Raw genomic sequence first — 17,126 nt, 5'->3', positions numbered from 1 at the left:
TTAATCGCGCCGGAAAACCAGAGTCGTCCGCCCCAACGTCACACGAGTGCCGTTCTGGAGCTCGACCCGGCGCACCGGCTGGCCGTTGACGAAGGTGCCGTTCGTGGAGCCGAGGTCGACGAGCACGACCTGCGGGCCTTCCACGCGCAGCTCGGCGTGGTGCCGGGACACGCCCGGGTCGACCAGCCGGAGATCGCAGTCGGTGCCCCTGCCGAGCAGGGTCACCGGAGTTGTCAGGTCGTAGGAGCGCTGGCCCTGCGGGTCGTCCTGGGTGGAGACCAGCAGACGGGGGTGGCCCTCGAAGGCGCGCAGGTGGCCCTGGGGGACGTCGGTCGGGGGGCGGCGGATCTCGTCCTGCTCGACCGTCGCGCCGCGGATCACTCCGGAGCGGATCCGGAACAACCCGACGGCCAGGTCGGCCGCGGTCTCGAAACGCACCCGGACCGGCCCCACGAATGAGTAGCCCTGCTCCTTGGCGTACTCCCTCGCGAGGTTGGCCAGCTCCTGACTGATGCTGTCGGCGTACACCTCCAGGCGCTCGCTGTCGGTCGTGGACAGCTCCACCACGAAGTCGTTGGGCACGAGCGTGCGTCCCTGTGCGACGATCGCCGCACGCTCGTCCATTTCCCGCTGAACCGCGCTGGCGACCTCGACCGGCTGAAGGTCAGACTTGAACGCCCGGGCAAAGGCGCCCTCGACCAAGCCTTCAAGCCTGCGCTCGAAGCGCTGAAGGACTCCCACCGGCTACCTCCCTTCCTCCGTCGTACATATGGTCGCGGCCGCGCGGGTGTGTGTCGGCCCGTTTCCGCGCTCTCACACCCGTTCCGCCGCTCCGCATCTAGATGGATCGTATCCGGGTTCGTAGGTACCGGCCGATCCGTGCTAATGTTTCGACCGCACCCAACAAGGGCGGGTGGCGGAACGGCAGACGCGCACGGTTCAGGTCCGTGTGTCCGAAAGGACGTGAGGGTTCAAATCCCTCCTCGCCCACTCGAATCGGCCCCGGCTGGTCGCGGATGGAATCCGCTTCCGTCGGGGCTTCTCGTTGTTGTACCCAGGGGGGCGACCCCCTGGAACCCCCGGTGCGGGGGGCGCTGCCCCCCACGCCCCCCGGCGGGGGCGGGGCCCCCTGCACCCCCGCTGCGCCCGGGGGAAGGCGTCCCCAGCTCCCGGCTGCGCCCGTGGTGGGGCGGCTCGGCAGCGGTCATGGTGGGGAGAGCGTTCATGGGGCCGTCCGTCGGGGGTGGGGGCGGTCGTGATCAAAAAGTAGTGGGTCGGGGATGCCGGGAGAAGGCCCAGTCCGCTGATTGACCGGTTCCGGTCTGGAGACAGGGCTCTGTGGCTGTTGTAGCGCTTCGTACTTGCCTGTCACTTTCGAGCCACTTGCAGGGCGGGTAGAAGTGTGATTTTCGTTACTTTTCCCAGGTGAGGCCGGGGCGTGGCCCCGACCCCACCTGGCTGCGGGCGTCAGCGAGGGACGGCGATCTTGACGTCCAGGAGCTCGCCGAGCAGATCGGTGAGGCTCACCATGCCGATCACCTCGCCGGCGTCCGTGACGAGGCCCACGTGGGCGCGGGCGTCCTGGAGCGCGGCGACCGCCTCCGGGATCGTCGTGGTCCTGACCAGGCGGGGCACCGGGCGGGCCAGCTCCGCGGGGCTCGCCCCGGGGCGCACCAGGGCGTCCCTGACGTGCAGGACGCCCAGGACGTCGGCGGGCGCGCCGGAGTTGACCAGCAGGCGCAGGTGGCCGCTCTCCGCGGCGACCCGCCGCACGTCGGGGCCGGCGGCGGCGGAGGTCACCGCGGCGGCCTCGGCGATGGGCAGCATGAGGCGCTCGACCGGCTGCTGGTGGATCCGCAGGGCCCGGGTCAGCAGGTCGTGCTCGTCCCGGTCCAGCAGGCCCATCCGGCCCGACTCGCCGACCAGCATGGCGAGCTGGACCGGCGTCCTGGTGGTGGCCAGCTCGTCCCGCGGGCGCACGCCGACCAGCCGCAGCATCGCGTTGGTGAGGCCGTTGAGCGCGGCCAGCACCGGGCGGACGAGCCAGGTGAAGCCGCGGAAGGGCAGGGCCAGGGCCATCGCCGCGGTCTCCGGGTGGGTCAGCGCCCACGACTTGGGGGCCATCTCGCCGACCACCATGTGCAGGAAGGTGACCAGGGCCAGGGCGATCACCAGCGAGATCGGGACCCGGAGCGACTGGGGCACGCCCACCGCGCCGAAGACCGGTTCCAGGAGGTGTTCGATGGCGGGCTCGGTCACCATGCCCAGACCGAGCGAGCACAGCGTGATGCCGAGCTGGGCTCCGGCCAGCATCAGGGAGAGCTCCCGGCTGCCGCGCACGGCGGCGCGGGCGGCGAGACGGGTGAACCGCCCGCCCCTGCCCGCGAGTTCCTCCACGCGGTGCCTGCGCGCGGAGATGACCGCGAACTCGGCGGCGACGAAGAAGGCGTTGCCGATCAGCAGGACCACGCCGAGCAGCAGGGCTGAGGCGGTGCTCATCGGCCGTTCACCCGCCCTCGCCCGGCCCCCGGGACCGCGTGCTCACGCGATCCGGCCATGGCGTGCTCGTTCTCCGGGGAACCCGCCGGGGCGGCGGCCTCCCCGGCGGGTTCCGCACGGCCCGCGCCGCCGGCGACGGGCGCCAGCCGTACCCACTCGGGGACCCTGCGGTGCACCGACAGGACCGTCAGGACCGCGTCGGCCTCGCCGGGGGCGTTTTCGAGCGGGTCGTTCTCCACGGTCAGCGTGACGGTCGCGGTGTCGCCGGGCTCGGCCATCCGGCCCAGGGCGGCCAGGACCAGACCGGCGACGGTGTCGTAGTCGTCGCTCTCCGGGAGGGAGAGCCCGGTGGCCCGCTCGACCTCGTCGACACGCAGCGTGCCGGGCACATTCCAGGTGCCGTCGCCGTTGGCGACGACGCCCGCGGGCTCGGGGTCGTTCTCGTCCATCAGCTCGCCGACGAGCTCCTCGGCGAGATCCTCGACGGTGACGACTCCGGCCAGCCCGCCGAACTCGTCGATGACGCAGGCCAGGTCGTCCCGGGCCGCGCGCATGCGCTCCAGCACGGCCGGGAGCGGCAGCGAGTCGGGGACCAGCAGCGCCGGCCGGGTGATCTTCTCCAGGGGGCCGTCCTCCAGGCCGGAGCGGAGCAGCTCGCGGACCCCGGTGACGCCGACCACGTCCTCGCCGTCGCGGTGGCAGAGCACCGGGTAGCGGGAGTGGCCGTGCTCGCCGATGGCGTCGATCAAGTCGGAGATCGGCCGGTCGTCGCGGAGCAGGACCACGCGCGGGCGCGGCACCATGACGTCCTCGGCGGTGCGGTCGCCGAACTCCAGCGCGCGGTCCAGCAGCTCGGACAGGCGCGGGGGAAGGTCGCCGGCCGCGCCGGACTCGGCGACGATCCTGGACAGCTCCTCGGGACTGGCCCCGTGCTCGATCTCCTCGATCGGTTCCACGCCGAGCTTGCGCAGCAGGCCGGTGGCGGCGGAGTCGAACAGCCGGATGACCGGCCCGGCGACCTTGAGGTAGAACAGGGTGGAGCGGGCCAGGAACTTGGCCACCGGCTCCGGCCTGGCGATGCCGAGATTCTTGGGGGCGAGCTCGCCGAGGACCATCTGGATGATCGTCGCGATGGCCACGGCCAGCGCGACCGCGACGCCGGGCACGACGGCCGCGGGCAGCCCCGCGGCCTCCAGCCCGGGACGGATCACGGTGGCGACGGCCGGCTCGGCGATGAATCCGACCAGCAGGGCCGTGACGGTGATCCCGAGCTGAGCGCCCGAGAGCATGAAGGACAGTCGCCCCGTCACCTCCAGCGCGCGTTTCGCGGCGGCGTCGCCGGCGTCGGCCTGTCCGCGGAGCACATCGCGGTCCGCGGCCACGAAGGCGAACTCCTGGGCGACGAAGTAGCCGGTGGCGAGGGTGAGGAGCAGTACGGCCAGCAGGCCGAGAACGGTGTTCACCGGGCGGCTCTCCCGGTTGCCTCAGTGGGTCCCGTGCGTTCGCACGGGCAGGTACTCCACGGTTCGGGAGTGGACACGGTCTTCCTTTCGAGCGGTGGTAGTCCTCTACGGTAACGACCGAGGCGGGACTCGATGTTTCCGGATCAGGTGATCGGGTTCTTGGCGGTTTCCGAGGATCGAGTACCCTTCTGGGTACTTTTACGCGGGAAAACCTTGGGGACGCGTCTGCGCGGGTGCGAGCCACGAAGTAGCGTCGATGGTGACGATTTCACCGTTGGTTGGAAAGTGCTTCAAGAAGTGGCGGAGATGCGACGTGGGTGACTGGCAGGAAGACGACGATCGCACGCGCGCGTTGCGGTCACCCGCCGCCGCGCCCGTGCCCCCCCGGGCGGCGGGTCGGCCCGCGCACCCGGTTCCCGGGCAGGGCGGTCCGGCCGCGAAGCTCCCGCCGGACGTCCCCACCCCGGGCCGGCCGACCCGGGACGACACCGTGCCCAGGGCGGTCTCGCAGGTGTACGGCAAGGCGCGGTCGGGGACGAACCCCGTCCGGCCGCTGAAGGGGCCGGACGACTCCCCCATGGCCTCTCCCAGCGGTCCACCGGGAGGAAAGGGCGGCGTCCGCATGCCGAACGCGATCCGGTCCAAGGGGCCCAAGGGCCCGCGGCGACCGGGCAGGCTGATCGCCCGGATCCTCGCCGGCCTGCTCGTCCTGCTCCTGGTGCTCGCCGTAGCCGGATATTTCACCATCGACGGCCAGCTGAAGCGGATCGAGGCGCTCGCCGACTACGAGGGGCGCCCCGCCGACACCCCCGGCACGACCTGGCTGCTGGTCGGCTCCGACAGCCGCGAGGGCCTGAGCAAGGCCCAGCGCAGGAAGCTCGCCACCGGCAACTCCGTCGGCCGCCGCACCGACACGATGATGCTGCTGCACATCCCCGACGGCGACGGCCGCCCGACGCTGGTCAGCCTCCCGCGTGACTCCTACGTGCCCATCGACGGGCACGGCAGCGACAAGCTCAACGCCGCCTACTCCTTCAAGGACGGCGGCCCCAAGCTGCTGGCCAAGACGGTGGAGAAGGCCACCGGCCTCCGGATCGACAACTACATGGAGATCGGTTTCGGCGGCTTCGTGGGCATCGTGGACGCCATCGGCGGCGTCGAGATCGACGTCAAGCAGAGCATCAGGGACCCCAAGGCCGGGATCAACCTGAAGAAGGGCGTGCAGACGCTCGACGGCGCCACGGCCCTGGGCTACGTCCGCACCCGCGCCACCGGCAGCATCCCCGACTTCGAGCGGACCCAGCGCCAGCGGCAGTTCTTCTCCGCCGTGGTGAAGAAGGCGGCCAGCCCCGGGGTGCTGCTCAACCCCTTCACGTCCATCCCGCTGGCGTTCAGCGCCACCGACTCGGTGGCGGTCGGCGAGGAGACCGCGACGTTCGACCTGCTCTCCCTCGGCTTGGCCATGGGCGACAACCCGGTCACCACGATCGTCCCGTTCAGCGGCTTCGAGTCGATCAACGGCCAGGAGGTCGTCCGCTGGGACCGGGACAAGGCCCTGCGCCTGTTCAGGGCCCTGGCCCAGGACAAGCAGGTCCCCAAGGACGTCCTCGCCCGGTGACCCGCCGGGGATTCCCCTTCCCCCGGCGCCGGGCACGGCGATCGGCTCCCGCGAGGCGGCCGTCGTGAGCGTGAGGCGGCCGCCGCCGTAAGCATCACGTAAGGGCCGGGAGTGGGGGCGCGGGTTACCTTCGGGCTGGGAGCCTGCCGCGGAATCCCCTCTGCTGCTCGATGGGGACTCCGCGGCAGGCTCCGACCCTGGAGGAGGAGACCGTGAGGATCAAGAGACTGCTTCGCCACCCCGTCGGCTGGGTGGTCCTGGGCGCCGGCGCCGTCGCGTTCGCCGTCGCCCTCTACCTGTTCCAGCCGTGGCGGTTGTTCACCACGGTCGAGGTGAACGAGGCCGTTCCGGTGGCCGCCGGGACCCCTTCGGCGTCCGGCGCGCCGGCCCGGGAGGCGGCCGCCAAGGAGCTGGCCGCCGGGACGTTCGTCTCCCACGAGCACGACACGTCGGGCAAGGCCCGGCTCCTGGAGCTGGCCGACGGCAGCCGGGTGCTCCGGATCGAGGACCTGGACACCTCCGACGGGCCCGACCTGCGGGTCTGGCTGAGCGACCAGCCCGTCAAGGAGGGCAAGGAGGGCTGGTTCAACCTCGACGACGGCAAGCACCTGGAGCTGGGCGAGCTCAAGGGCAACCGGGGGAACGCCAACTACGCCGTCCCCGCCGGGGCCGACCTGGACAAACTGAAGACCGTCACCATCTGGTGCAAGCGGTTCAGCGTCTCCTTCGGCGCCGCCTCCCTGGCCTGACAGTGCCGGGCGGGACCCGTTCCCGCCCGTACGGCCGCGTCCGGGTGGGCCGCGCCCGGCGGGGTCAGGAGACGGCCGCGACCGCGCCCCCGGTGGTGGCCGCGTGCATCGAGGCGATGTGCTTGGCCACGGCCTTGCCGACCCACACGTCCTCGGTGAGCTCCTTGACCCGCTTCTTGTCCACGCCGGGGAAGGCCTTACGGTCGATCTTGGCGGCGCGCAGGACCGCGATCAGCATGATCGTCCGCTCGTCGGGCTCGGCCCCGTCCAGCACGCTCTGGACGCGCCCGCGGACCTCCAGCTCGACGCTCGGGTCGAGCTCCGGGTAGCGGGAGCTGGGGAAGATTCCAAGGATCTTGCGGTGGTTCTCGCCCAGCACGCCGCGCTCGGCCAGGCCGGTGAGCAGGCGCTTGCGCAGTTTGCCGGACTGGAGCTTGTAGACCCACGACTCGGGCCTGCGTTCCTTGGCGTCCTCGGCGATCCGGGTGAGCGCCGCGTCGAGCTCCTCGTTCCCGAGGGGGCCGGCGTCCTTGACCACGACCTTCTTGCCGTCCAGGGCGATCCGGCCGTTGAGAGCGAGTTCCGCCAGGAGCGCGCCGCCGATCGCGGAGTCCAGATAGGCGGAGGTAACCAGCTGCTTGCCCTCGGTCTCCTCGTAGGCGAGGAGGAGGACCTCTTCGGCGATGATCGTCACATTTCGGATCCTATGCCCTCGTATTGGGCTATAGGCGATGTCCGGTGGCGGGTGGCCGGGGCGCCTCGCCGTACGGGCCCTGTCACAATCCCTGGTCTATGAGCATTTCTGAGGAACTTCACGCTATCGGGCGTCCCCTGCTCGACGCCCAGCTCGTCCACCCGACGGTGGCCGGGATCGCACGGGGCGACCTGGCGGAGCCGGTGTTCCGGTCCTGGCTCGAACAGGACTACCTGTTCCTCCTGGACTACGTCCGGGTGTTCTGCCGCCTGGCCTGGCAGGCCCCCGACGGGCATCTCGGCGACCTGGTGGACCTGGCGCACGCCACCTTCCACGAGGAGCTGCGCCTGCACCGGTCCCTGTCGGCCGGGTTCGGCGCCGATCTCGACGGGGCGGTGAAGGGGCCGGCGTGCGAGGCGTACACCTCGTTCCTGCTCGCGGCGGCGGCGGACTACGCCGAGGGGCTGGCCGCGCTCTACCCCTGCATGTGGGGCTACTCCACGCTCGGCCGCATCCTGGCGGAGAACCCCCCGGCGGAGCCGCGCTACCGCGCCTGGGTGGAGACCTACGCGCACCCGGGCTTCGCCGCGCTGACGGAGCGCATCGCGGTCATGCTGGACGAGGCGGACCTCGCCCCCGGCCGGGCGAAGGAGCTGTTCACCGAGGGGATGACCCACGAGCTCGCCTTCTGGGACGTGCCCTGACCCGGTGCCCGGGGGTCACTGGGCCCACGGCGGCAGGATCGTCTGGCCGGCGAGAGTGGCCTTGATCCCGGCCGAGGTGCAGACGGTGGCGGCGGCCGGCTCGGTCGCGGAGTCGTTGCGGATCGAGAACGGGGTGTGCGGCGGGAGGATCAGCGCGTCGCCCGCCCCGATGGTGTGCTCCACGCCGCCCACCATCCCCACGATCCGCCCCGACCTGGCGATGAACACCTCTTCGCGGTCGACGGTGTGCTCCTGGCCGGACGAGCCCGGCGCCATCTCGATCGACCAGACGGCCAGCTCCGAGGAACCGCGCGAGGGTACGGCGAGCGAGCGGAAGGTGATGCCGTCGAGCTCGAAGACGGGGGCGTCGGCCAGATTCGCGGTGGTCATACTGTCTCCTAAGATGGTCAACCTGATTGACTACCAGCAAGACGGTAAACCGGATTGACTATCTCGTCAACGGGGAATCCGGAGAGGGAGGATGGCGGCATGACGCGCAGGCGAGGCGAGATCCCGTTGTTGCTGGCCATGACGTACCGGGCGATGACCGAGGCGCTCCACGACCGGATCGCCGCAGAGGGGCGGGAGCCGCTGCGTCCCGCGCACGGGTACACCTTCCGGCTGCTGCTCGACCACGCCGACGTCACCTCGGTCGATCTGGCCGACCACCTGGGCGTCACCAAGCAGGCCGCCTCCAAGATCGTGGCCGAGCTGGAGGGCTGGGGCTACGTCGAGCGCCGCCCGCACCCCACCGACGGCCGCGCCCGGGTGCTGGCCCTGACGGACAAGGGCCACGCCTACGTCCGGCACGCCGACGAGATGTGGGCCGAGATCGAGGATCGGTGGGCGGCGGTGATCGGGGCCCAGCGGTTGGATGACATTCACCATGATCTGCGGGCATACGTGGATGAAGTCGCAGGCGGACGTGCGGTTTTGCGTCCCGTATGGTGACGGGCTTGGGACAATGGGCCCATGACTGTTCCTGAAGTCGACGCGCATGCCGTGCCCACCGACGCGTTTCTGCTGGACGTACGGGAAGACGACGAATGGCACGCCGGGCACGCGCCCGAGGCCGTCCACATCCCGATGGGCGAGCTGCAGGCCCGTGTCGAGGAGATCCCCGCGGGCAAACCCGTCTACGTGGTCTGCCGGGTGGGCGGCCGGTCCGCGCACGCCACGGCCTGGCTCAACGCCGTCGGGCACGAGGCGATCAACGTGGGCGGGGGCATGCAGTCCTGGGCCCTCGCGGGCCGTCCCATGGTGAGCGAGTCCGGGCAGGAGCCGTTCGTCGCCTAGCCGACCGCTCGCGCGATCACCCCGGCGCGGAGGTGGGCCGGGCTGACCCCCCGTCCCGGACGTTGACCGGGCGGTAGGCGCGGAACTGGGTGCCCGGCTCCAGGCCGTGCCGGACGACGCGGTGGTCGGTGCCGTAGCCGGCCCGCTGCTGGTAGGCCCAGTAGGAGGTACGGGCGGCATCGGCCCACCGGTCGAAGATGACCACCATCCGGGCGGTGTTGGCGCCCACCGGGTCGATGACCAGGTCGCCTTGGAGGAGCTGGGTCATGGGGATGGGCCGGGTGTAGGTGTTTTTGGCCAGGTCCACGGTGATGGGTCCGGGTTTGGCCAGGCCCAGGGCCATGGAGGCGTAGCCGGAGCCGTCGGTGCGGTAGCCGCCGCGGGTCTTGGTCTGGCTGTAGGGCACCCGCTGGGCGGTGGCCGGGTTCCAGCTCTTGGCCCGGGCGATCACCTGGGCGCGGGTGACCTCCTCGGCGCGGGCGGTCACCTCGACACGGGCGCCCGCGGGAGACGGCATCCGCTCCTCGTCGCCGCTCGCCCCGCCTCCGAGGAACGGGCCTCCGAGCACGACCCCGGTGACCACCCCGGCGGACAGGCCCAGTGCCGCCCCCGCCCTGAACCGCCATCGGGAAAGGCCCGACGCTCCGCGCGGCGCGACCGTTCCGCGCGGGTGCGCTTCTCCCCCCGGCGCCGGCGGCACGGGAGTCTCCCACTCGCCTCCGGCCGGCTCCGGGTTCCTCTCCGTGATCTCGCCCGAGCCGGGCTCCGGGACTCTCCTCGTGATCTCGCCCGTATCGGGCTCCGCGATCTCGGCCGGGTCCGGCTCCTCGCCGTCCGCCGTCGGGGCGTCTGCGGCCGTCCGCCGAGCCTGCTCGGCCACTTCCCACAGGGCGCGGAACCGGCGCTCGTCCTCACGGCAGAGCCGGGCCAGCCCTTCCACGGCCTCGGCGGGGATCCACGTCTCCCCGGCCAGCCATCGCCCCCAGGACGACCGGCTCGCGTGCGTCGTCTGCTCCAGCGCCCGGAGGTCGAGTCCGGCCCGTTCCTTCAGGGCCCTCAGCTCCTCCAGGAGAACGCGGACCGGTTCCGGCAGATCGTCGGGCAACGGCCGCAGCCGCCGGTTCCGGCTTGTGCTCCCTGATCCATTCACCATGCTGATCCGTCCCAACCTTGTCCCAGCGGCTCTGAGTCATCACAGGTCACGTCGGCACCAAGGGGAGATATTGTCCCAACTTCACCGCTTTCACGGCATGTTTCGGAAATTTCCTGTCAGTGTGTGGCCCGCTGGCCAGCCGAACCGATCCACGACGGGACACAAGGAGAGAACATGCCCCCCACCCAGAGTCTCTGGAGCCGGACGGGAAGCCTGGCGCTCATCACCGTGGTCGCATGCGGCAGCGGACTGGTGGCGGCGGCCTCCGCGCAGGCGGCGCCTCCCGCCCCCGCGCACCCGGTCACGGCGGCCACCCCCACCCCGCTGCCGAGCCCGTCCGGAGGGCCGGAGAGCGGAGAGCCGGAGAGCGTGGAGATCATGGCCGCCGCGGCGGCCCCGGTCACGCGTTCGCAGATGATCGCCCGGGCGAAGACCTGGAACCCGGGCACCTCCAAGCGGGTGCCGTACAGCCAGACCAAGACCCGAGGCGGCTACCGCACCGACTGCTCCGGCTACGTGTCCATGGCCCTCGGGCTGGGCAAGCCCGGCCCCATCACGGTGGGGCTGGCCAAGAGCACCTACACCCGGCGCATCCAGACGTCCGAGCTCCGCAGGGGCGACCTGCTCATCGACGCCATCGGCAGCAACACCACCCGGCACGTCGTCATCTTCGACCGGTGGGCCAACGCCGGGCGCACCTCGTACTGGGCCTACGAGCAGCGCGGCGGTTACGGGACGGACTACCGCACGCGCAGCTACGGCCTCTCGGCGAACAGCCAGTACAAGGCCTACCGGGCGCTGAACATCCGGGAGGACGCGCCGGTGCCGCCGCCCACGATCACCCGTGCCCAGGTGATCGCCCGGGCCAAGAGCTGGAACCCGGCCACCGCCCAGCGGGTGCCCTACAGCCAGACCAAGACCCGCGGCGGCTACCGCACCGACGGCTCCGGCTACGCCTCCATGGCCCTGGGCCTGGCCAAACCCGGACCCATCACCGTGGACCTGGCCAAAAACACCTACACCCGGCCCATCCCCATGACCCAGCTCCTCCAAGGCGACCTGGTCATCGACCCGGTGGGCGCCAACACCGCCCGGATGGTGGTCATCTTCGACCGGTGGGCCGATGCCGCCCGTACCTCCTACTGGGCCTACCAGCAGCGGGCCGGCTACGGCACCGACCACCGCGTCGTCCGGCACGGCCTGGAGCCGGGCACCCAGTTCCGCGCCTACCGCCCGGTCAGGATCCGCTGATGCGCCGGGCCCGGATCCGGCCCGGCTCGCCGCACTCGGCAGGAGTGACCGCAGGGGCGCTTCTGCTCGCGGCGGCAGCGGTGGCCGCCGTCCCCGCGAGCGCCGCCACCGCGGCTCCTCTGCCGACCGCCCCCTGCGGTTCCCGGGGGGTGACGGCGGAGGACACGGAGCTGGCGGCCCGGCTCAACGCCCGGCTGGCGAAGAAACTGCGCGGCTACATGAACGGCTATCGCGTCTCCTGCGCCCGGGTGGTGGTGGCGGCGGTCCGCGCCAGGGGGCTTCCCCGGGAGGCGGCGGTCATCGCGATCACCACGGCCATCGTCGAGACGGGCGTGCGGAACATCGACCGGGAGGTGGACCACGACAGCCTGGGCGTGTTCCAGCAGCGCGCCACCTGGGGCAGTGCCGCCCAGCGGCTGAACGTGGCGTGGGCCACCGGTGCGTTCCTGGACAAGATGCTCCGCAAGTACCCCGGCGGCTCATGGAGATCGGCGAAGGTGGGCGACGTCTGCCAGCGCGTGCAGGTGTCCAAGTACCCCGAGCGGTACCAGCCGCAGGCGGGGGACGGGCAGATCATCGTCTCGGCGCTGTGGCCCGCTCCCGGCGTGACGCGTGCCCAGGTGATCGCCCGGGCCAAGAGCTGGAACCCGGCCACCGCCCAGCGGGTGCCCTACAGCCAGACCAAGACCCGCGGCGGCTACCGCACCGACGGCTCCGGCTACGCCTCCATGGCCCTGGGCCTGGCCAAACCCGGACCCATCACCGTGGACCTGGCCAAAAACACCTACACCCGGCCCATCCCCATGACCCAGCTCCTCCAAGGCGACCTGGTCATCGACCCGGTGGGCGCCAACACCGCCCGGATGGTGGTCATCTTCGACCGGTGGGCCGATGCCGCCCGTACCTCCTACTGGGCCTACCAGCAGCGGGCCGGCTACGGCACCGACCACCGCGTCGTCCGGCACGGCCTGGAGTCGGGCACCCAGTTCCGCGCCTACCGCCCGGTCGGGATCCGCTGAGCCCGCGGGAAGCCGGTGACACGTCCTCCCGCCGGGCGGTCCGCGGCGACCGCCCGGCGGGGAGGGTGTCACAGCGCCACAGCGCCACAGCGCCGGAGCCGCCGGGCGTCGCCGCGGCTCCCGGCCGGGCTCGGCCGGGCTCGGACGGCCTTTCCGGAGGCGTCGCTCATCGGTTACCCCTGACCAGGCATATGCGACAGAGGGGACAGGTGGCATACTTCTCGGCGAAAGATAGCTGCCGCGGGAGCTCGGGCGTGACCGGGCTGAGAGGGCGGAACCACGCAGAGGGCCGATCAGGCCCTCCGGCGCGCCGCCGACCGCATGAACCTGTCCGGGTAATGCCGGCGTAGGGAGCGTGTGATGGCGTCCGACGTCATTGTGTCCAAATCTACCGAAGCCCCTCTCACCCTCGACGAGGCCCCGCCCAAGGCCCTCGGCGTGCTCGACCAGGGCGCGCTCTGGGCCAACCTCGGGGTCAGCCTGCTGGGGTTCTCCGGTGCGATCGCGCTGATCGATCCGCTGGGCGACCGGCCCCTGAGCTTCCTGGCCGCGATCGCCGCCGCCGTCGTCGGCAGCGTCGTCGGCACCGCGATGGTCGCCCTGGCGGCGATCCCCGGCCAGCAGACCGGCGCTCCGGCGATGGTGCTGCTCCGCGGCCTCTTCGGGGCCAGGCTGTCGTACGTCCCGACCGTGCTCAACATCGTCCAGATGCTGGGCTGGGGAGCCTTCGAGCTCTGGGTCATCGCCCAGGGCGCCCAGGCCATCGCCGGTTCCTTCGGGGTCGAGGTGCCGTACGCCGTCTGGGTGATCCTCGGCGGCGTGATCACCACCGCGCTGACCATCCGCCCGCTGGGCGCGGTCCGGCTGCTCCGCCGCTACGTCACGGCAGGCGTGATCATCTCCATGATCTGGTTCGCCGTCGAGCTGTTCAGCCGCGGGCCGTCGGTCGGCATGGGCACGTGGGAGGCGTTCGCCCCCTCCGTCGATTACGTGATCGCGCTCTCAGTCTCGTGGGTGCCCGTCGCGGCGGACTTCGCCCGGTTCTCCCGTTCCGGCAGGGCCGCCTTCGCCGGTGTGGTCGGCGGTTACACGATCGCCCAGGTGGCCTGTCTGACGCTGGGCATCGCCGCACTCGCGCTGGTCGGCAACGACCCGGACAAGGTGTGGGACCCGTTCGTGGCGGCCTCGCTCGGCTGGCTGTTCTTCGGCATCCTGGTGCTGCGCGAGACCGACCAGCCGTTCGTCAACGTCTACTCGACGGCGATGTCCCTGCAGAACCTCCTGCCCCGGCTGGACCGGCGGGTCATCTCGGCCGGGACCGGCGTGGTGGTCACGCTTCTGGCGATCTTCGTCGAGGCCGACACCTACACCGCCTTCCTCGGCCTGATCGGCGCCGTCTTCGTCCCGATGTTCGCCGTCCTGGCGGTGGACTACTTCCTGCTGGGCGGGGCGCGCCGCTGGAACACCTCGGAGGACGCCCCCTCGCGCTGGCTCATGGTCGTGCCGTGGGTGCTCGGCTTCGCGGCCTGGTGGATGCTCGCCGCGCTGCCGATCGCCGAGGAACTGAAATGGTGGACCGGCTTCTGGACCGGGGCCCGTGAACTGATCGGGTTCGTCCCGCAGCCGTGGATGAGCGCGGCCGTCGGCGCCTTCCTCGTCTCCGGCCTGGTCACCCTCGCCCTGGGCGTGCTGCGCCGCCGCTGACCGGCGGCGGAGGAGCCGGGGAGCTCCGGAGGACTGGCAGGAGGACCCGGGAACAGCCGGGGGCCCGCGGGCGGGATCACGCGCCCGCCCGCGAGGCCCACACGGGATTCCCGGAGGTTCCGCGAGGCTCGCATAGGGGTCCCGCAGGGCTCGCCGGGGTTCCCGCGAGGCCCACACGGGTTCCCGTGAGGCTCCGTGCGGATTACGGCGTGAGCGGGTTCCCCCGGATCCCCTCGATCCGGAAGAGCCGCTCCTTGGCGGCGGTGCCGCCCGCGTAGCCGCCCAGGGCGGTCTCGCTCTCCACCACCCGGTGGCAGGGCACGATCACGCACACCGGGTTGCCGCCGAGCGCGTTGCCGACCGCCCGCAGCGCCCGCGGACGGCCGATCCGCTCGGCGATCAGGTGGTAGGCGGTCACCGTCCCGTACGGCACCGCCATCATCATCTGCAGCACGGTCCTGGCGAACGGCGTGGCGAGCCGGAGGTCCACCGGGACGGTGAAAGCGCGGAGCCGGCCGGAGAAGTAGGCGTCCAGCTCCCGGCGGACCGGGTCGATCCGGCTGGGGTCGGCCCCGATGAACGTGCTGACGTTCCTGCTCACGCGCTCGAAGACGACGTGTTCGTCCTCGTAGCTGCAGGACACCACCCCCCGTCCCGTCACGGCGAGGATCATCCGGCCCACGGGACCGTCATGGGTGCCGAACGCGATGTCGGGATGCCTGTCCCCGACGTAGGTGGGCGAGGTCACCCGTAGCAGCGCGTCGAGATCCCCGGATGACATGTCCCCACCCTTCCGTGTCCAGGTGTGTGGTGCCCGCAGCGTATCGGACGCGTCACATTGAAGAACGGCAGCACATGCCGGACGAAATTGCCAAGATCAGACCGATCGAAGCGGCAAGATGGATATGTGCGTGATGATGTGATCGCTATCGGTGACGACGTCGTCAGCAAGTCGATCGTCGCCGGCTCCCCCAACGCGGTCGTCGCCCTCGACCGCGACCAGACCGTCCTGGCCTGGAACCCCGCCGCCGAGCGCCTGTTCGGCTGGTCCGAGGAGGAGGCCGTCGGCCACCGCGTGCCGATGGTCCCCGACGAGCTCACCGCCGAGCACAACGCGGTCCTGGAACGGGTCAGGACCGGCGGCCAGGTGTCGCTGCGCACCAAGCGCTTCCGGCGTGACGGCACGCTGCTCGACGTGCGCATGGACGCCGGGGCGCTCTGCTCGGAGAGCGGCGCGCTGCTCGGCTACGTCAACCTCTACCACCTGGCCCAGGACGACGAGACCGCCAGCGACAAGGTCATGCGCCGGGCGCAGCTCGTCCGCCGGCTGACCGACGTGGTCGCCGACATCAACGCCGAGCTGGAGCTGCCCACGGTGCTCGAGCGGATCGCCGCCAGTCTCACCGAGCTGACCGGCGCCGACGCGGGCGGGTTCGTGCTCATCGAGGGGGACCGGCTCCGCCTGGTGGCCTGTCACAAGCTCCCCGACGAGCTGCGCGGCTCGACCACCGACCTGCGCTCCAGCCTGGTGGGCAAGCTCCTGCGGGCCGGCCGGACCGTGATGCTGGAGACCGGCGACCAGGCCCGGCTGGACGAGCTGGTCTGGTCGTGGCTGCCCGGCCTGCACACCATCGCGCTCGGCGTGGCGGCGGTGGGCGGCCGGCCGTACGGCGCGCTCTACGCCCTGTTCGCCAACCGCAAGGCCGGCCACGTCGAGCTGGAGCTGCTCGAACTCCTCGCCGGGCACGCCGGGATCGCCGTCGGCAACGCCATGGCCTACCAGGAGGCCGTACGGCAGCGCGCCCACGAGCGCGCGGTGTTCGACGCCAGCGCCGACGGCATCGCGGTCCTGGACAACATGGGACGCGTCATCCAGTGGAACCCGGCCGCCGCCGGGCTGACCGGCTTCCACGCGGCCGAGGTGATCGGCGAGCCGCCCCCCTTCCCGCTGCCCGAGCCGGGGGACAAGCTCACCTACCAGCTGCCCTCGGGCATCTGGCTGGACGTGCTCCGCGCGGAGATCGAGGAGACCGGCGAGATCGTGGTCGACTTCCGCGACGTCACCCGGGCCAAGGAGCTGGAGGAGGCCAAGGACCTGTTCCTGGCCACCACCAGCCATGAGCTGCGCACCCCGATCACCGTGGTCCGCGGCTTCGCCGGCATGCTCGACACCCGCTGGGACGGCCTGTCCGACGCCGAGCGCCGGTCCGCCGTGCACACCATCGCCGAGCGGGCGCGCTCCCTCGGCCAGCTCATGGACCACCTGCTGCTGGGCTCGCGCGCCGGGGCCGGGAAGATCGTCCTCACCCTGGAGGCGTTCGACCTCGGAGAGCTGATCAAGACCGCCACCCTGGGCCTGCCGGTGCTGTCGGAGGTGCACCGGGTCGAGGTGGTCGTCCCCGACGACCTGCCCAAGGTCTACGGTGACGCCCTCGCCACCGACATCGTGCTGGGTCAGCTCCTGGAGAACGCCTTCAAGTACTCCCCGGACGGCGGCCTGATCAAGGTCGAGGCGTGGCCGGACGGCGATCGGGTGGTCGTGGTCGTCGACGACGAGGGGGTGGGCATCGCCCCGGCCGACCGGGAGCGCGTCTTCGAACGCTTCGTCCAGGCCGAGAGCGGCGACCGCCGCCGGTTCGGCGGGGTCGGCCTCGGCCTCTACATCGTGCGCAGCCTCGCCCAGGCCCAGGGCGGGGACGTGGCGGCCTACCCGCGGCCGGGCGGCGGCACCCGGATGCGTTTGGAACTGGGCAGGGCCGACACGCCAGGCGCCCGTAGCGGCTCCGGCGCGCCGGAGCGGTAACGAGCCGGTAACGGTAGAACTGATCTATCGTCCAATGTGCACAAGCTGTGATCGGGGCACGGTTTCCGCAATCGGCTAACGGGGCATTTCGGTCGTATCTGGGGTGTCTTCTCGGAGGCCGCCGTGGAGTCCCATCGTCACGCAGCAACGAATCGGGGTTCCGCAGCGGGTTC

At 71.5% G+C, this 17,126-nt stretch carries 16 protein-coding genes and 1 tRNA gene; 10 read left to right on the top strand and 7 right to left on the bottom strand.

Going from position 1 to position 17,126, the window contains the following annotated elements; genetic code table 11:
* A complete protein-coding gene (locus Plo01_RS08285) occupies nucleotides 1-741 on the bottom strand; it encodes an FHA domain-containing protein (protein ID WP_203889927.1) in 741 nt (246 codons plus the stop codon).
* A 166-nt stretch (nucleotides 742-907) separates the two neighbouring features.
* Here Plo01_RS08285 and Plo01_RS08280 point away from each other — a divergent pair.
* Nucleotides 908-990, top strand: a tRNA-Leu gene (locus Plo01_RS08280).
* Between the two features lie 477 nt (nucleotides 991-1,467).
* On the opposite strand, the gene Plo01_RS08275 is transcribed toward Plo01_RS08280, so the two are convergent.
* A complete protein-coding gene (locus tag Plo01_RS08275) occupies nucleotides 1,468-2,499 on the bottom strand; it encodes a hemolysin family protein (protein ID WP_203889926.1) in 1,032 nt (343 codons plus the stop codon).
* Nucleotides 2,496-3,962 (bottom strand): hemolysin family protein, encoded by a 1,467-nt coding sequence (locus tag Plo01_RS08270; RefSeq protein ID WP_203889925.1) that lies wholly within the window; start codon nucleotides 3,960-3,962, stop codon nucleotides 2,496-2,498. The genes Plo01_RS08275 and Plo01_RS08270 overlap by 4 nt, the downstream gene beginning before the upstream one ends.
* 313 nt (nucleotides 3,963-4,275) lie before the next feature.
* On the opposite strand from Plo01_RS08270, the gene Plo01_RS08265 reads away from it, so the two are divergent.
* Complete coding sequence (locus tag Plo01_RS08265) at nucleotides 4,276-5,580, top strand: LCP family protein (protein WP_239316028.1); 1,305 nt, start codon at nucleotides 4,276-4,278, stop codon at nucleotides 5,578-5,580.
* 212 nt (nucleotides 5,581-5,792) lie between these two features.
* Complete coding sequence (locus tag Plo01_RS08260; RefSeq protein ID WP_203889924.1) at nucleotides 5,793-6,329, top strand: DM13 domain-containing protein; 537 nt, start codon at nucleotides 5,793-5,795, stop codon at nucleotides 6,327-6,329.
* 64 nt (nucleotides 6,330-6,393) lie between these two features.
* Here Plo01_RS08260 and Plo01_RS08255 read toward each other — a convergent pair whose 3' ends face one another.
* Nucleotides 6,394-7,023: a GOLPH3/VPS74 family protein gene (locus tag Plo01_RS08255; RefSeq protein ID WP_203889923.1), complete on the bottom strand. Its 630-nt coding sequence runs from the start codon at nucleotides 7,021-7,023 to the stop codon at nucleotides 6,394-6,396.
* Between the two features lie 98 nt (nucleotides 7,024-7,121).
* On the opposite strand from Plo01_RS08255, the gene Plo01_RS08250 reads away from it, so the two are divergent.
* Nucleotides 7,122-7,727: a TenA family protein gene (locus Plo01_RS08250; protein WP_203889922.1), complete on the top strand. Its 606-nt coding sequence runs from the start codon at nucleotides 7,122-7,124 to the stop codon at nucleotides 7,725-7,727.
* 15 nt (nucleotides 7,728-7,742) lie between these two features.
* On the opposite strand, the gene Plo01_RS08245 is transcribed toward Plo01_RS08250, so the two are convergent.
* Nucleotides 7,743-8,117 (bottom strand): cupin domain-containing protein, encoded by a 375-nt coding sequence (locus Plo01_RS08245; RefSeq protein WP_203889921.1) that lies wholly within the window; start codon nucleotides 8,115-8,117, stop codon nucleotides 7,743-7,745.
* 99 nt (nucleotides 8,118-8,216) lie between these two features.
* On the opposite strand from Plo01_RS08245, the gene Plo01_RS08240 reads away from it, so the two are divergent.
* Nucleotides 8,217-8,678 carry a MarR family winged helix-turn-helix transcriptional regulator gene (locus Plo01_RS08240; protein ID WP_203889920.1) on the top strand — a complete coding sequence of 154 codons (462 nt, stop codon included), beginning with the start codon at nucleotides 8,217-8,219 and terminating at the stop codon, nucleotides 8,676-8,678.
* Nucleotides 8,679-8,699: 21 nt separating this feature from the next.
* Nucleotides 8,700-9,023 (top strand): rhodanese-like domain-containing protein, encoded by a 324-nt coding sequence (locus Plo01_RS08235; protein ID WP_203889919.1) that lies wholly within the window; start codon nucleotides 8,700-8,702, stop codon nucleotides 9,021-9,023.
* A 16-nt stretch (nucleotides 9,024-9,039) separates the two neighbouring features.
* Here the strand turns inward: Plo01_RS08235 and Plo01_RS08230 are convergent, their stop codons facing one another.
* On the bottom strand, nucleotides 9,040-10,128 hold the full coding sequence (locus Plo01_RS08230; RefSeq protein WP_203889918.1) for a helix-turn-helix domain-containing protein: 1,089 nt from the start codon (nucleotides 10,126-10,128) through the stop codon (nucleotides 9,040-9,042).
* Nucleotides 10,129-10,350: 222 nt separating this feature from the next.
* Between Plo01_RS08230 and Plo01_RS08225 the strand changes: the two genes are divergently transcribed.
* The 3 genes from Plo01_RS08225 to Plo01_RS08215 all read left to right on the top strand — a co-directional run bounded on the left by Plo01_RS08225 (nucleotide 10,351) and on the right by Plo01_RS08215 (nucleotide 14,150).
* A complete protein-coding gene (locus Plo01_RS08225) occupies nucleotides 10,351-11,427 on the top strand; it encodes an NlpC/P60 family protein (protein ID WP_203889917.1) in 1,077 nt (358 codons plus the stop codon).
* Complete coding sequence (locus tag Plo01_RS08220; protein ID WP_203889916.1) at nucleotides 11,427-12,446, top strand: hypothetical protein; 1,020 nt, start codon at nucleotides 11,427-11,429, stop codon at nucleotides 12,444-12,446. The genes Plo01_RS08225 and Plo01_RS08220 overlap by 1 nt, the downstream gene beginning before the upstream one ends.
* A 378-nt stretch (nucleotides 12,447-12,824) precedes the next feature.
* A complete protein-coding gene (locus Plo01_RS08215; protein ID WP_239316026.1) occupies nucleotides 12,825-14,150 on the top strand; it encodes a purine-cytosine permease family protein in 1,326 nt (441 codons plus the stop codon).
* Nucleotides 14,151-14,352: 202 nt separating this feature from the next.
* Here Plo01_RS08215 and Plo01_RS08210 read toward each other — a convergent pair whose 3' ends face one another.
* Nucleotides 14,353-14,931, bottom strand: a complete 579-nt coding sequence (locus Plo01_RS08210; RefSeq protein WP_203889914.1) for a methylated-DNA--[protein]-cysteine S-methyltransferase — start codon at nucleotides 14,929-14,931, stop codon at nucleotides 14,353-14,355.
* Nucleotides 14,932-15,057: 126 nt separating this feature from the next.
* On the opposite strand from Plo01_RS08210, the gene Plo01_RS08205 reads away from it, so the two are divergent.
* Nucleotides 15,058-16,953, top strand: coding sequence for a PAS domain-containing sensor histidine kinase (locus Plo01_RS08205; RefSeq protein WP_239316024.1), 1,896 nt, complete (start codon nucleotides 15,058-15,060; stop codon nucleotides 16,951-16,953).
* Nucleotides 16,954-17,126 lie beyond the last annotated feature (173 nt).

It is taken from the genome of Planobispora longispora (assembly GCF_016863135.1).
GTDB lineage: Bacteria > Actinomycetota > Actinomycetes > Streptosporangiales > Streptosporangiaceae > Planobispora > Planobispora longispora.
Note: the sequence above shows the minus strand (reverse complement) of the source record. Positions and strands in the feature narration are given on the sequence as shown.

Coding starts and splice junctions, on each gene's coding strand:
- Plo01_RS08225 (WP_203889917.1), top strand. CDS start 10,351: ATGCCCCCCACCCAGAGTCTCTGGAGCCGGACGGGAAGCCTGGCGCTC.
- Plo01_RS08250 (WP_203889922.1), top strand. CDS start 7,122: ATGAGCATTTCTGAGGAACTTCACGCTATCGGGCGTCCCCTGCTCGAC.
- Plo01_RS08275 (WP_203889926.1), bottom strand. CDS start 2,499: ATGAGCACCGCCTCAGCCCTGCTGCTCGGCGTGGTCCTGCTGATCGGC.
- Plo01_RS08220 (WP_203889916.1), top strand. CDS start 11,427: ATGCGCCGGGCCCGGATCCGGCCCGGCTCGCCGCACTCGGCAGGAGTG.
- Plo01_RS08235 (WP_203889919.1), top strand. CDS start 8,700: ATGACTGTTCCTGAAGTCGACGCGCATGCCGTGCCCACCGACGCGTTT.
- Plo01_RS08210 (WP_203889914.1), bottom strand. CDS start 14,931: ATGTCATCCGGGGATCTCGACGCGCTGCTACGGGTGACCTCGCCCACC.
- Plo01_RS08245 (WP_203889921.1), bottom strand. CDS start 8,117: ATGACCACCGCGAATCTGGCCGACGCCCCCGTCTTCGAGCTCGACGGC.
- Plo01_RS08240 (WP_203889920.1), top strand. CDS start 8,217: ATGACGCGCAGGCGAGGCGAGATCCCGTTGTTGCTGGCCATGACGTAC.